Origin of the sequence: Rhizobacter sp. (assembly GCF_035702065.1) — a bacterium.
GTDB lineage: Bacteria > Pseudomonadota > Gammaproteobacteria > Burkholderiales > Burkholderiaceae_C > Rhizobacter.
The window spans coordinates 1-13,226 of the sequence record NZ_DASSRA010000332.1 but is presented as its reverse complement, the minus strand read 5'-3'; the positions used below and the strand labels follow the sequence as shown (position 1 = coordinate 13,226).

Below are 13,226 nucleotides of genomic sequence, written 5' to 3'. Positions count from 1 at the left end.
GCCACCAAGGCCAACTCGGGCATCAACTCCATCAAGGACCTGGTCGGCAAGACGGTCGCCACCACCACCGGCACGACCTCGGTGCAGACGCTGCGCAAGCACGAGCGCGCCAATGGCGTCGACTTCAAGGAGCTGTTCGGCAAGGACCACGCCGACAGCTTCCTGCTGCTCGAATCGGGCCGCGCCGATGCGTTCGTGATGGACGGCCAGATCCTCGCCGGCAACATCAGCAAGTCCAAGAACCCGGCCGACTTCAAGATCGTTGGCGAGGTGCTGTCGGTCGAACCCATCGCCTGCATGCTGCGCAAGGACGACCCGGCCTTCAAGAAGGCGGTCGACGACAGCATCAAGGGCATGATCAAGAGCGGCGACCTGGCCAAGCTCTACGACAAGTGGTTCATGCAGCCGATCCCGCCGAGCAACACCAAGGTCGGCCTGCCACTGTCGCAAGCCACCAAGGACGCATGGGCGAACCCCAACGACAAGCCGATGGAAGACTACGCCAAGAAGTAAATGGCACTCAGGTAAGCCCTAGCGCCATTGGCGCAGGGCTTGCTTACATTCGGAGCGCGGCACGGGATTCACCGGCCGCGCTTTTCCTTGGGGCCCACGAGGTCGCCAGGGCACATCACAAGAGGAGCGCGCCTTGGGGCAGACATGGGACTGGCAGGTCTTCCTGCGCGATGACGGAGGGGGCCGCACCTACCTCGAGTGGATGATGTCCGCCTGGGGCTGGACGCTGTCGGTGGCCCTGCTGGGCTTGGTGGTGGCGCTGGTGGTGGGCTCGCTGATCGGCATCCTGCGCACCGTGCCCAACAAGGCGGTGGCGCTCTTCGGTGAGGCCTGGACCGAGCTGTTCCGCAACATCCCGCTGCTGATCCAGATCTTTCTCTGGTACCACGTGCTGCCTTCCATCTTTCTGAGCCTGCGCCAGGTGCCGAGCTTTGTGCTGGTGGTGTTCGCGCTCGGCTTCTTCACTTCGGCGCGTGTGTCCGAGCAGGTCAAGGCCGGCATCCAGGCGTTGCCGAAGGGGCAACGCTACGCCGGCCTCGCGATGGGCCTTACGCTGCCGCAGACTTACCGCTATGTGCTGCTGCCGATGGCCTTTCGCATCGTCATCCCGCCGCTCACCAGCGAGAGCATGAACATCATCAAGAACTCGTCGGTGGCCTTCGCCGTGAGCGTGGCCGAGCTCACGATGTTCGCGATGCAGGCGCAGGAAGAGACCTCGCGTGGCATCGAGGTGTACCTGGCGGTGACGGGTCTGTATTTCGTCTCGGCCTTTGCCATCAACCGCATCGCCATCTTCATTGAGGGGCGCCTGCAGATTCCCGGCACCCTGGGAGCAGGCCGATGACAGCCCTCGACTTCAGCTTCCTCAACTGGGGCGTCATCAGCAGCTTTGTCGTCAAGGGCTTCATCTACTCGGTGCAGCTCACGCTGGTCGCGATGGTCGGCGGCATCATCCTCGGCACCCTGCTGGCGCTGATGCGCCTGTCGGGCAAGAAGTGGCTGGTGGTCCCGGCCTCCGTCTACGTCAACACGCTACGTTCCGTGCCGCTGGTGATGGTGATCCTGTGGTTCTTCCTGCTGATTCCGCTGCTCATCGGGCGGCCCATGGGCGCGGAGCTGTCAGCCATCATCACCTTCACGGTGTTCGAAGCCGCCTACTACTCCGAGATCATGCGGGCAGGCATCCAGAGCGTGCCGCGCGGCCAGGTGTTCGCAGGCTACGCGGTGGGCATGACCTACCGCCAGACCATGCAGCTCATCGTGCTGCCGCAGGCCTTCCGCAACATGCTGCCGGTGCTGCTCACGCAGACCATCATCCTGTTCCAGGACACCTCGCTCGTCTACGCCATTGGCGCCTACGATCTGCTCAAGGGCTTCGAGGTCGCCGGCAAGAACTTCAACCGGCCGGTCGAGACCTACCTCGTCGCCGCCGTCGTCTACTTCGTCGTCTGCTTCAGCCTGTCGATGCTCGTGCGCCGCTTGCAGAAGAAGATTCAAATCATTCGATAGGGGCCCTTGCCATGATCGACATCAAGAACATCTCCAAGTGGTACGGCAGCTTCCAGGTACTGACCGACTGCACCACCAGCATCAAGAAGGGCGAAGTGGTCGTGGTGTGCGGGCCGTCGGGCTCGGGCAAGTCCACGCTCATCAAGACCGTGAACGCGCTGGAGCCGATCCAGAAGGGCGACATCGTGGTCGATGGCACTTCCATCACCGACCCCAAGACCAACCTGCCCAAGCTGCGCAGCCGCGTGGGCATGGTGTTCCAGCACTTCGAGCTGTTCCCGCACCTGAGCGTGACCGAGAACCTCACGCTCGCGCAGATCAAGGTGCTGGGCCGCAATGCCGACGAGGCCAAGACGCGCGGCCTCAAGATGCTCGACCGCGTGGGCCTGATGGCGCACAAGGACAAGTTCCCCGGCCAGCTCTCCGGCGGTCAGCAGCAGCGCGTGGCCATCGCCCGCGCGCTCAGCATGGACCCGATCGTGATGCTGTTCGACGAACCCACCTCTGCGCTCGACCCCGAGATGGTGGGCGAGGTGCTCGACGTGAGGGTCAAGCTCGCGCAAGAAGGCATGACCATGATGGTGGTCACGCACGAGATGGGCTTTGCCAAGAAGGTCTCGCACCGCGTGATCTTCATGGACGCCGGCAAGATCGTCGAGGACTGCACCCGAGACGAGTTCTTCGGCAACCCCGATGCGCGCTCGCCGCGGGCCAAGGACTTCCTGTCCAAGATCCTGCAGCACTGAGCGAACCCCGGCCTGACCCACAAAAAAGCCCCGGCGAGCCGGGGCTTTTTGCTCAGTGCGCGTCGATCAGTTGCAACGAGCGGTGCGGAAGTCCGAGAAACCCAGGGCGTTCGGGTTGCTGCAGGCGAACGAGGTGTAGCGGGTGTCGCCGTCGACGAAGCGCTTCATCCAGGACACGCCCTTCAGGCCCACGGTGGCGTTGGCCGAGTTCATGCAGAAGTGGTCACCCAGCGTCTTTTCCAGCAGTTGCTTGGGGTTGCGCGACATCTCGTTGTAGAACGAGTTGGCGTGCGTGGCCACCGGCGCGACGATGTCGCTCTGGCACGAGAAGATCAGCGTGGGCACGGTCACCGACGAGAAGCTCTCCAGGCTCGCCCACGGGGCTTGCGGTGCCGCGGCCTTGATGGAGGGGCGGTTCTTGGCCGAGATCAGCGAGCCGCCGCCGCCCATGGACCAGCCCATCACGCCGGTGCGGGTGCCGTCGACCTTGCCGTAGAGCGGGCTGCTGCTGGTGTTGCCCAGCGCAACCACCTGGTCGATGGCGGCCAGTTGCTGGCGCGAACGGCTGGCCGGCTGGTCGCTGGTGGTGTAGGTGTCGATGGTGATGACCACGAAACCGTGCGAGGCCAGGCGGGGGCCCCACCAGTTGATGCTGCTCTGGTATGACAGGAAGCCCGGCACGATGGCGATCACGCCGACCTTGGCGCCGGCGTTGGTCGGGTAGTACACGGTGCCCGCGCCGTAGCCGCTCGGGCGGCTGACGGTGAACTGGCTGGTGCTGAAGGGGCCGCGGCTGGCTTCCAGCGACGACTTGGTCGGGTTGGGGCCGATCTGCACGGCGAAGGTGCTGGACGCAAGCAGCGCCGCGCCCGCGAGGACGGTCGCCTTGATGAGGTTTTGCAGTTTCATGGTGTCTCCTGTTTCATGTTTTAGGGAGTGGTGGGTGGCCCAGGCCCTGCCCGGCCAATCCGGAGTGTATTTTTGACCCATCGTGCAAATTAAGCTCTGCTCGCTTCCGAGCTACGGTTGCGATCAAGACTCCGTCGCTGTTTTGTGTTAAGCGCTGGAAGCCGCCGGAACCCCTGTTTTCACAAGGGATCGGAAGGGTCGGAGTGCGCTGGCTGGGCCCCGGTTACGGGTCTGCCACGAGGTGCAGCCGGACTGGCCTGTGGTGTACTGGCGAGGGTTTGGAAGGGTGTAAATGACCATGCGTGCACTATTGATTCTTGCAGGCGCCGCCGTGGTGGCGTCGGTCTGGTGGGCGCAGCCCTGGCGATCCGAGGCCGACGATGCCGCTGCGGCGGTCGGCCCGGCCCCGGCCGCCTCGCCGGCGCTAGTCGCCGGGCCGAGCACCAGTTCCACCGCCACGGGGGGCGCGGCGGATGGGGCGGTCACCATCTCCGACGCAATGGGCCTCACGATGGATGCGGCGCGCCTGTTCCAGCTCGGCTTCGGCGGCGGGTTGGTGGTCGACGCCGACACGCGCGCCTCCATCGAGGCACTGGTCAACGCGCTGCCGCCCGAGCCGAGCGCGCAAGACCTGGAGCGCCTGGAGCGCACGCTGCGCGCCGGCCTGCCCAAGGAGGAGGCCGAAAAGGCCTACAAGCTCGTCAACGGCTACCGCAGCTACACCCGCGAGGTGCAGCGCGAGATGATGCCGTTGGGCATTCCCCAGACCCGAGAGCAGGCCGCTGCGTTCTTCGACCAGATGGACAGCGTGAAGCGCCGCCACTTCGACGGCGCCACCGCACAGGCCCTGTTCGGCGACGACGACCGCTACGCCCGCCTGTCGATGGAAGCGAGCTTCGTGCAGATGGACGGCGCGCTCAGTCCTGATCAGAAGCGGCAGGCCATCGAGGCCTTGCGCGCGCAATTGCCGGCCGACAAGCGCGAGATGATCCCGCCGTTCGACGCGGCGGCGTCACAGCCATCGTCCTGACGGCGCCCGGTCGGTGGGCGCAGCTGCGAAAATCGCGCCCATGACCATGACGACCCTGACAATCACCCGCCCCGACGACTGGCATCTCCATGTGCGCGACGGCGCCGCGCTAGCCGCGGTGGTGCCCGACACCGCCCGCCAGTTCGGCCGCGCGATCATCATGCCCAACCTCAAGCCGCCGGTGACCACCGCGGCCCAGGCCGTGGCCTACCGCGAGCGCATTCGTGCCGCTGTACCTGTCTCTTTGAAAGAGAAGGGCACGAGCTTCGAGCCGCTGATGACGCTGTACCTCACCGACAACTTGCCACCCGACGAGATCAAGCGCGCCAAGGAAGCCGGCGTGGTGGCCGTCAAGCTCTACCCCGCTGGCGCCACCACCAACAGCGATGCCGGCGTGACCGACCTCCGCAAGACCTACGCCACGCTCGAGGCCATGCAGCGCGAGGGCTTGCTGCTGCTGGTGCATGGCGAGGTGACCAGCGCCGACATCGACCTCTTCGACCGCGAGGCGGCCTTCATCGACACCCAGCTGATCCCGCTGCGCCACGACTTCCCCGAGCTGAAGATCGTCTTCGAGCACATCACCACCCGCGAGGCTGCGCAGTACGTGGCCGAGGCCGGGCGCCACACCGCCGCCACCATCACCGCCCACCATCTGCTCTACAACCGCAACGCGATCTTCACCGGCGGCATCCGCCCGCACTACTACTGCCTGCCGGTGCTCAAGCGCGAAGAGCATCGCCGCGCGCTGGTGGCCGCGGCCACCTCGGGCAGCGACCGCTTCTTCCTCGGCACCGACAGCGCGCCTCATGCCGCCCACCTGAAGGAGCACGCCACCGGCTGCGCCGGCTGCTACACCGCGCTGAGTGCGCTCGAGCTGTATGCCGAAGCCTTCGAGGCCGCGGGCGCACTCGACAAGTTCGAGGCCTTCGCCAGCTTCCACGGCCCGGCCTTCTACGGCCTGCCGCGCAACACGGGCACCGTCACGCTGCGCAAGGAGGCCTGGCAACTGCCCGAGAGCCTGCCCTTCGGCGAGGCCGCGCTGAAGCCGCTGCGCGGTGGCGAGACGTTGGCCTGGAGACTCGCATGAAGGTCATGCTGCTGATCGACGCCGACAACGTCTCGGCCGCGGTCATCGAGCAGGCCGTGGCCAAGGTGATGGCCGAGCACGGTGCCATCCACGTGCGGCGCGCGTACTGCACGGCCGAGACGGCGGTCACGCATCAGAAGCTCTTCAAGGCACATTCCATCCGCCCGATCGTCAACCTCTCCAGCGGCAAGAACGCCAACGACATCGCGCTCGCCATCGACGCCATCGACCTGGCCGTGTCCGAGCGGCCCGACGTGGCGGTGATCGTCTCGTCGGACTCCGACTTCGCGCCGCTCGTGATCCGGCTGCGCGAGAAGGGCTGCCGCGTCGAGGGCATTGGCCAGCACGGCAAGACCGGCGAGGAATGCAAGCCGGTCTACGACGTCTTCGCCGAACTGGTGCACACGAAGAAGGCGGCAGCCGCGCCGGCACCCGCGCCAGCGCGCAAGCGCGCCGCCAAGCCGCCCAAGGCGGCCGCCCCGGTGCCCGCTCCTCCGCCCGCACCGGCGCTGCCCGAAGGCGTGCAGAACATCCTGGCTGCGTTGCCCGAGCTGTTGCAGGGCGGCAAGATCGAACTGGGCATTGCCGCCGAGCGGCTGCGCGGGGCGGGCCTGCTGGCCAAGAACGCGCCCTCGACCAAGCTCTTCAAGAAGCACCTCGAGTTCTTCGCGCTGACGCCCGAGCGCCAGCCGAACAAGGTGCAGTACCGGGTGGGCTGAAGCGGGCGTTCAGCCGCCTGGCGTGTGCGGCTCGTTCGAGCCGCCGTGGATGAACACCCGCACCGCCTTCGGGTTGCGTGCGAACGAAGGCGTCAGCCCGTACCAGCGCTGGAAGGTGCGCGAGAACTGCGGCGAGTCGGCAAAGCCGGCGGAGTAGGCCACCTGCGTCAGCGAGCGCGGGGTGTAGAGCACGTCGTACACGCGGCGTTGCTTGAGCCAGTTGTGATAGTCGCGCACCGACATGCCCACGGCCGACGAGAACAGGCGCGACATCACCTGCTGCGAATAGCCGAACTGGCGTGCCAGGTCGTCCAGGCTCAGGTGGGGGTTGGCGTCGAGCCTGCGGATCAGCTCCAGCGCGCGCGGGTCGGGCGCAGGGGCGGGCGGGAGTTGGTGCCCCGCCTCGGCCACCACCGCCTCGAACAGGTTCTCCGCCTGCTCGATCGTCACCGTGCCGCGGTGCACCGCGGCCATGTCCTCGTCCAGCGGCTTGAAGGCGTGCCGGTCGAGTGCCACCGCGCCGGGGTGCTGCATGGCGCGGAACACATGGAAGGCGGGGTGCGAGGGCAGGATGTTCAGGCTCAGCAGCGGCACGCCGCGGGCATCCAGGGAGCGCGCCACGAGCGGAGCGACCAGCACCGCCGCTGCATGCAGCGTGGCGCCTTCCCGCAGGCTCAGGCGGAAGGGCGCGTAGTCGGCACTCAGCAGCAACACGGCCGGGTGGCGCACCGTCACCCCGCTGGCGAGCTGGGAGCCGGTGTAGATGAAGCCGTGGTGCCCCAGCACGTAGGAGTTGTCCCGCGTGTCCCCATCCTGGCCGGCCTCGGGCAGCGGGAGGGTGTGTGGAGCGGGGAGGGCGGGCATGCGGGTCAAGCTGAATGGAATCTGATGGTGCATTTCAGTGCACGGTCGTTTAGAAATCCATCCTCGGTGACCCTGATGGGCTGTGCCGCCAGGCGGAAGAGGGCGCGTTGCGGAGCCGATGAGACAATCCCGCCCGTGAAGCAAGCCAGACCGCCGCTGGTGCGATCGTGGAAACACGGCACTGGAGGAAGGTCCGGACTGCGCAGGGCGGCGTAGCAGCTAACGGCTGTCCACCGTGAGGTGAGGATCAGAGCAACAGAGACGAGCCGATTCAGTTCGGGTGAAACGGGCAATCTCTACGCGCAGCAACACCAAATAGGCCAGCGTTGATGTGGCTCCGCGGAGCTGGCGGGTAGGTGGCATCGAGCCGTGCAGCGATGCACGGCCCAGAGGAATGGCGGTCACGTGCGGGAAACCGCACGCACAGAATCCGGCCTATCGGCTTGCTTCACACTTTTCGTTTGGCCCCGCAACCGCGCGGGCAAGGGCGGGCTCCTACACTCGCCGCTCCCATGAATCCCGACGCCCACACCCTCTGGCGCGCCCCGCGCTGGGCCCTCGCATTCCTGCTTGCGTGCCTGGGCATGCTCGGGCCCTTCTCCATCGACACCTACCTACCGGCCTTCACCGGCATCGCGCAGTCGGTGGGCGCCACGCCGGTCGAGATGCAGCAGACGCTGTCGGCCTACCTGTTCGGCTTCGCGCTGATGAACCTCTTCCACGGTGCGCTGTCCGACAGCTTCGGCCGCCGGCCGGTCGTGCTGTGGGGCATTGCGGTGTTCACCCTCGCGTCGGCGGGCTGCGCGCTGGCCAACCACATCGGCACGCTGGTGTTCTGGCGCGCGGTGCAGGGCATGTCGGCGGGCGCAGGCATCGTGGTCTCGCGCGCGGTGATCCGCGACATGTTCCCGCCGGCCGATGCGCAGCGCGTGATGTCGCAGGTGACGATCTACTTCGGCATCGCCCCGGCCATCGCGCCCATGGTGGGCGGCTTTCTCTTCGTGCACCTCAACTGGCACGCGATCTTCTGGTTCCTCACCGCCGTGGGTGTGGCGCTGTGGGTGGCCAACTACCGCTTGCTGCCCGAGACGTTGCACAGCACGCAGCGCCAGCCCTTCAACCTGCGCCACCTGATGCGCGGCTACTGGTCGCTGGGCGCGAACCCGCGCTTCATCGCGTTGGCGCTCGCTAGCGGCATCCCGTTCAACGGCATGTTCCTCTATGTGCTCTCGGCGCCGGTGTTCCTGGGTGAGCACCTGGCGCTCAAGCCCGAGCAGTTCTTCTGGTTCTTCCTGCTCACCATCGCCGGGATCATGGGCGGCGCCTTCGTCTCGGGGCGGCTCGCCGGGCGCGTGAAGCCCCGGCACCAGATCCGCCACGGGCTGCTGATCATGCTGCTGGTCTCGCTGCTCAACCTCGGGCTCAACCTCGCGTTCACGCCGCAGGTGTGGTGGGCGCTCGTGCCGATCGCGGTGTTCGCCTTCGGCTGGGCGCTGATGGTGCCGGTCGTCACGCTGATGGTGCTCGACCTCGTGCCTGAGCGGCGCGGCATGGCGTCAAGCTTCCAGGCCTGCGTGGGCAGCGTGGCCAATGGCTTCGTGGCGGGCGTGATCGCGCCACTCGTGATGCATTCCACGCTGGCGCTCGCCGCCACCTCGCTGGCGATGCTGGGCATCGGCCTGGCGGCCTGGGTCTGGGTCAAGCCCCGCGTTTCCTAAAGAACGCCTCCGCGGGGCCGATATCTGGCACAGACGCTCCGGCTTCGCGGGGCTGTGTGTCGGAGTCTTTTCATCATGCGATCCCTGCCTCGGCCTCTGGTGGCTGCGCTGTTCGGCCTCGGCCTGTGGGCCCTGGTTCCGGCCGTGCGTGCGGCGGAGATGGTCATCAAGACCTCGCCGGGCAAACCTGCGCTCAACCGCGCGGCGGAGCCCGATGCGGAAGAAAACCTGGGCAAGCTGTCCAAGAAGCCGTCACCCAAGCCGCCCCTGGGCGCGGGCGACGAGGGCATGGACAAGCTGCGCGAGCGCCTGGCCGAGAAGCTCGGTGCGAACAAGACGGTCGACAGCCCCGACCCTGCCGTGCTGCGCGTGGTCTCGCGGCCATCCGCCGCCGGCGGTGCCGGTTCGATGGACGTGCCTCCGGGCATCCACTGGAGCGAGCCGCAGCGCCGCCCGGCCGCGCCCAAGACAGTGGTCAAGAAGTACCCCGAACATTGGTCGTACCAGGGCGAAGGCGGCCCCGAGAACTGGGGGCAGATGAAGCCCGAGTTCTCCATGTGCAGCAGCGGCAAGCGGCAAAGCCCGATCGACATCCGCGACCAGATCTCGGTGCAGCTCGACCCGGTGCAGTTCGACTACAAGCCGAGTGCCTTCCGCGTCATCGACAACGGCCACACGGTGCAGGTCAACGTGTCGCCCGGTAGCAGCATCGAAGTGATCGGCCGGCGGTTCGAGCTGGTGCAGTTCCACTTCCACCGCCCATCGGAAGAGCGCATCAACGGCCGCCAGTTCGACATGGTGGCCCACCTCGTGCACAAGGACCTCGAAGGCAGGCTCGCCGTGGTGGCCGTGCTGCTCGACCGCGGCAGCGCGCAGCCCATCGTGCAGCAGGTGTGGAACAACCTGCCGCTGGAGAAAGGCGAGGAGCTCGCCGCCAAGGCGCCGATCGACCTCAACGGCCTGCTGCCCACCGAGCGCGGCTACTTCACCTACATGGGCTCGCTCACCACGCCCCCGTGCAGCGAGGGCGTGCTGTGGATGGTGATGCGCACGCCGGTGTCGATCTCGCCCGAGCAGATCGGCATCTTCTCGCGCCTGTACCCGATGAACGCGCGGCCGATCCAGGCGGCCAGCGGGCGGTTGATCAAGGGTTCGAACTGAGCATGCCGCTTCTGTCTCGCCGCCCGCCGCTCGCGAGCTGGCTCTTCCTCGGCGCCATGGGCGCCATCGTCGCCGCGGTGCTCACCAGCACGCTGGTGATCGACAGCTTCGTGCGCGACGAGGCCCGCCAGCAGGCCACCCGCTTCCTGCAGACCAACGCCGATGCCCTGCGCGATGCGCTCGACCGCGGCATGGCCCAGCACTACGAAGAGGTGCAGGTGATCGCCCAGCTCGACCAGGTGGCGCGCAGCGGCGACATGCCCGCCGTGCGCCGCACGCTGGAGCAGGTGCGCGCCAGCTTCCCGCAGTTCGCCTGGATCGGGCTCACGGACAACCAGGGCGTGGTCGTGGCCGCCGTCGACGGCCTGCTGCAGGGCGTGAACGTCTCGGCGCGCCCCTGGTACGCCGGTGCGCGCAACGCCGGCTTCGTGGGCGACGTGCACCGCGCGGTGTTGCTGGAGAAGCTGCTGCCCGCGCAGCCCGAGCCCTGGCGCTTCGTCGACATCGCCGCGCCGGTGCGTGGGGCCGATGGCGAGCTGCGCGGCGTGCTGGGCGTGCACCTCAGCTGGACCTGGGCCGCCCAGATCAAGCTCGAACTCGTCGACCAGGTGATCGAACAGCACCAGGCCGAGGCCCTGGTGCTTTCGGCCGACGGCACCGTGCTGCTCGGCTCGGCCGCGTTGCAGGGCAAGAAGCTCGAGCCGAGCGCGGGCACGCTCAGCGTGTCGTCCAAGACGCGTGGCGCCGGCCGCTACCCGGGCCTGGGCTGGCAGGTGGTGCTGCGCCAGCCCGATGCAGTGGCCATGGGGCCTTTCCATGCGTTGCAGAAGCGCACCCTGCTGGCCGCCGGTGCCCTGTGCCTCCTGCTCGCGCCGCTGCTGTGGCTGCTCTCGCGGCGCCTGGCCGCACCGATGCGCGAACTCGCCGCCGGGCTGGACACCGACAGCACGGCTTCCGCCGCCCGCAACCCGCTGTACCGCGAGGCTGCGCTGCTGGGCGACGCTCTGACACGCTTCGCGCAGCGGCAGCGCGACGATGCCGCGCGCCTGCGCGAGCTCAACGCCACGCTGGAAGAGCGCGTGGCGCAGCGTACCGCCGCGCTGGCGAGCAGCGAGCACCGCCTGCGCGATATCACCGACAACGTGCCCGCGCTGATCGCCTACTTCGGCGCCGACGAGGTGTGCCAGTTCGCCAATGCCACGGCGATGGCGGTCCACGAGGTCTCGCCCGAACGCCTGCACAACCTGACCTTGCGCGAGGCGCTGGGCGAGCGCTACGACGAGCACCGGCCGTACATCGCGCACGCGCTGGCCGGGCAGCGCAGCGCCTACGAAGGCGAGGTGCAGATCCGCGGCAAGGAGATCGCCTTCCAGACCCACTACGTGCCCGATCGCGACGCCGACGGCCGCGTGGCCGGCATCTACGTGCTGGCCTCCGACCAGACCGCGCTCAAGGCCGCCGAGCGCCGCAGCGCCGCCGGCGAACGGCGCCTTCGCACCATCGCCGACAACCTGCCGGTGCTCATCGCCTACGTCGACAAGGACGAGCGCTACCAGTTCTGCAACGCCACCTTCAAGAGCTGGATGGGCGTGGACCCGCAGGCGGTGGGCGGTCGCTCCGTCTCGGAGATGCTGAGCCCCGAGGACTACGCGCCGCGCAAGCCCCTGCTGGCACGTGCCTTGGCCGGCGAGCGCACCGAGTTCGAGATGGTGACCACCACAGCCGGCGTCAGCCGCCACCTCCATACCACCTACCTGCCCGACGTGTCCGAGGGCGGGGCGGTGCGCGGCATCTACGCGCTGGCGGTCGACATCACCGCGATGAAGACCGCCGAAGAGCAGCTCCTGCGGATGGCGCGCACCGACACGCTGACCGGCCTGCCCAACCGGCTGCGCTTCAACGAGAAGCTCTCCGACGCGCTGGCGCGCAGCCGCCGCCAGCAGCAGCCCCTGGCCTTGCTGTTCCTCGACATCGACAAGTTCAAGCTCATCAACGACACCCTGGGCCACGCCGGTGGCGACTCGGTGCTCAAGCTCTTTGCGCAGCGCGTCTCGGCCTGCGTGCGCGAGACCGACACCGTCGCCCGCCTGGCCGGCGACGAGTTCGTGGTGATCCTCGAAGACCTGCACACGCCCGCCGAGCCGCAGTTCATCGCGCGCAAGATCATTGCGGCCATCAACCGCAGTTTCGAGTTGCCCGAAGGCCTGTGGGACGTCAGCACCAGCATCGGCATCGCCTACCACCCGGACGGTCACGTGCCACCCTCCACCCTGCTGGCCGCCGCCGACCGGGCGCTCTACGAGGCCAAGGCCGGCGGACGCAATACCTTCCGCCTGTCGGCCCCCTGAGGCACCGCCGTGGTGCCAAGCTGACGCGCCAATGCGGTGAGATCGCTCCAGTCTGGGGCATTCACACGCGCCAGAAAGGCACAGAATTTGCGTTCGTTTGGTGCTTTTGGCACCTTGAATGTGATTGCGCGCCGTGGTGGTGCGCACTGGGTGCCCTGATTCGGGACCCCCATGGAGCAACTCAAACAAGGCACCGACGCCCTCTTCATTCTTCTGGGCGCGATCATGGTGCTGGCCATGCACGCCGGCTTCGCCTTCCTCGAACTCGGCACCGTGCGCAAGAAGAACCAGGTCAATGCGCTGGTGAAGATCCTGGTCGATTTCGCCGTCTCGACCGTCGCCTACTTCTTCGTCGGCTACACCGTGGCCTATGGCGTGCAGTTCTTCAGCGGCGCCGAGACGCTGGCGGCGAAGAATGGCTACGACCTGGTGAAGTTCTTCTTCCTGCTGACCTTCGCGGCGGCCATCCCCGCCATCATCTCGGGCGGCATCGCCGAGCGGGCGCGTTTCGGCCCGCAGCTGATGGCCACGGCCGTCGTGGTCGGCCTCGTGTACCCGCTGTTCGAGGGCGCGGCCTGGGGCGGGCGCTTCGGCCTGCAGGGCGTCATCAAGGACCTGA

At 67.5% G+C, this 13,226-nt stretch carries 12 protein-coding genes, 1 other RNA gene and 1 pseudogene; 12 read left to right on the top strand and 2 right to left on the bottom strand.

Annotation, left to right across the window (positions count from 1 at the left end; all coding sequences use genetic code 11):
• From VFL64_RS14900 to VFL64_RS14885, 4 genes are all read left to right on the top strand, one after another.
• Positions 1-513 (top strand): PhnD/SsuA/transferrin family substrate-binding protein (locus tag VFL64_RS14900; protein ID WP_489541167.1); only part of this gene is annotated, 513 nt, incomplete at its 5' end.
• Positions 514-646: 133 nt separating this feature from the next.
• Positions 647-1,357 (top strand): amino acid ABC transporter permease, encoded by a 711-nt coding sequence (locus VFL64_RS14895; protein ID WP_489541166.1) that lies wholly within the window; start codon positions 647-649, stop codon positions 1,355-1,357.
• Positions 1,354-2,022 (top strand): amino acid ABC transporter permease, encoded by a 669-nt coding sequence (locus VFL64_RS14890; protein WP_489541165.1) that lies wholly within the window; start codon positions 1,354-1,356, stop codon positions 2,020-2,022. Before VFL64_RS14895 ends, VFL64_RS14890 begins: the two co-directional genes overlap by 4 nt.
• Positions 2,023-2,033: 11 nt before the next feature.
• Positions 2,034-2,768 carry an amino acid ABC transporter ATP-binding protein gene (locus VFL64_RS14885; protein WP_489541164.1) on the top strand — a complete coding sequence of 245 codons (735 nt, stop codon included), beginning with the start codon at positions 2,034-2,036 and terminating at the stop codon, positions 2,766-2,768.
• Between the two features lie 66 nt (positions 2,769-2,834).
• Here the strand turns inward: VFL64_RS14885 and VFL64_RS14880 are convergent, their stop codons facing one another.
• Entirely contained in the window at positions 2,835-3,677 is an 843-nt protein-coding gene (locus tag VFL64_RS14880) for a poly(ethylene terephthalate) hydrolase family protein (protein ID WP_489541163.1), read from the bottom strand.
• A 292-nt stretch (positions 3,678-3,969) separates the two neighbouring features.
• Between VFL64_RS14880 and VFL64_RS14875 the strand changes: the two genes are divergently transcribed.
• From VFL64_RS14875 to VFL64_RS14865, 3 genes are read left to right on the top strand one after another with little or no spacing between them, the layout of a single operon-like run.
• Complete coding sequence (locus VFL64_RS14875) at positions 3,970-4,707, top strand: lipase secretion chaperone (protein WP_489541162.1); 738 nt, start codon at positions 3,970-3,972, stop codon at positions 4,705-4,707.
• A 40-nt stretch (positions 4,708-4,747) separates the two neighbouring features.
• Positions 4,748-5,797, top strand: coding sequence for a dihydroorotase (gene pyrC, locus VFL64_RS14870; protein ID WP_489541161.1), 1,050 nt, complete (start codon positions 4,748-4,750; stop codon positions 5,795-5,797).
• The gene (locus tag VFL64_RS14865; protein WP_489541160.1) at positions 5,794-6,516 is read left to right on the top strand and encodes an NYN domain-containing protein; all 723 of its coding nucleotides are present in this window, start codon (positions 5,794-5,796) and stop codon (positions 6,514-6,516) included. Before pyrC ends, VFL64_RS14865 begins: the two co-directional genes overlap by 4 nt.
• Before the next feature lie 9 nt (positions 6,517-6,525).
• Here VFL64_RS14865 and VFL64_RS14860 read toward each other — a convergent pair whose 3' ends face one another.
• The gene (locus VFL64_RS14860) at positions 6,526-7,380 is read right to left on the bottom strand and encodes a helix-turn-helix transcriptional regulator (RefSeq protein WP_489541159.1); all 855 of its coding nucleotides are present in this window, start codon (positions 7,378-7,380) and stop codon (positions 6,526-6,528) included.
• A gap of 137 nt (positions 7,381-7,517) precedes the next feature.
• Here VFL64_RS14860 and rnpB point away from each other — a divergent pair.
• The 5 genes and pseudogenes from rnpB to VFL64_RS14835 all read left to right on the top strand — a co-directional run.
• Positions 7,518-7,834: RNase P RNA component class A (gene rnpB, locus VFL64_RS14855), an RNA gene on the top strand.
• 58 nt (positions 7,835-7,892) lie between these two features.
• Positions 7,893-9,098 (top strand): multidrug effflux MFS transporter, encoded by a 1,206-nt coding sequence (locus VFL64_RS14850; RefSeq protein ID WP_489541158.1) that lies wholly within the window; start codon positions 7,893-7,895, stop codon positions 9,096-9,098.
• A 75-nt stretch (positions 9,099-9,173) separates the two neighbouring features.
• A complete protein-coding gene (locus VFL64_RS14845; protein WP_489541157.1) occupies positions 9,174-10,259 on the top strand; it encodes a carbonic anhydrase in 1,086 nt (361 codons plus the stop codon).
• A 2-nt stretch (positions 10,260-10,261) separates the two neighbouring features.
• Positions 10,262-12,607: a diguanylate cyclase domain-containing protein gene (locus VFL64_RS14840; protein ID WP_489541156.1), complete on the top strand. Its 2,346-nt coding sequence runs from the start codon at positions 10,262-10,264 to the stop codon at positions 12,605-12,607.
• A 171-nt stretch (positions 12,608-12,778) separates the two neighbouring features.
• Positions 12,779-13,226, top strand: a pseudogene (locus VFL64_RS14835) (ammonium transporter); the annotation flags it as partial.

Bases quoted from the DNA above. Each gene is read 5' to 3' on its own strand.
- VFL64_RS14845 (WP_489541157.1), top strand. From the start codon at position 9,174: ATGCGATCCCTGCCTCGGCCTCTGGTGGCTGCGCTGTTCGGCCTCGGC.
- VFL64_RS14850 (WP_489541158.1), top strand. From the start codon at position 7,893: ATGAATCCCGACGCCCACACCCTCTGGCGCGCCCCGCGCTGGGCCCTC.
- VFL64_RS14890 (WP_489541165.1), top strand. From the start codon at position 1,354: ATGACAGCCCTCGACTTCAGCTTCCTCAACTGGGGCGTCATCAGCAGC.
- VFL64_RS14840 (WP_489541156.1), top strand. From the start codon at position 10,262: ATGCCGCTTCTGTCTCGCCGCCCGCCGCTCGCGAGCTGGCTCTTCCTC.
- VFL64_RS14860 (WP_489541159.1), bottom strand. From the start codon at position 7,380: ATGCCCGCCCTCCCCGCTCCACACACCCTCCCGCTGCCCGAGGCCGGC.
- VFL64_RS14885 (WP_489541164.1), top strand. From the start codon at position 2,034: ATGATCGACATCAAGAACATCTCCAAGTGGTACGGCAGCTTCCAGGTA.
- VFL64_RS14865 (WP_489541160.1), top strand. From the start codon at position 5,794: ATGAAGGTCATGCTGCTGATCGACGCCGACAACGTCTCGGCCGCGGTC.
- VFL64_RS14875 (WP_489541162.1), top strand. From the start codon at position 3,970: ATGACCATGCGTGCACTATTGATTCTTGCAGGCGCCGCCGTGGTGGCG.
- VFL64_RS14880 (WP_489541163.1), bottom strand. From the start codon at position 3,677: ATGAAACTGCAAAACCTCATCAAGGCGACCGTCCTCGCGGGCGCGGCG.
- pyrC (WP_489541161.1), top strand. From the start codon at position 4,748: ATGACCATGACGACCCTGACAATCACCCGCCCCGACGACTGGCATCTC.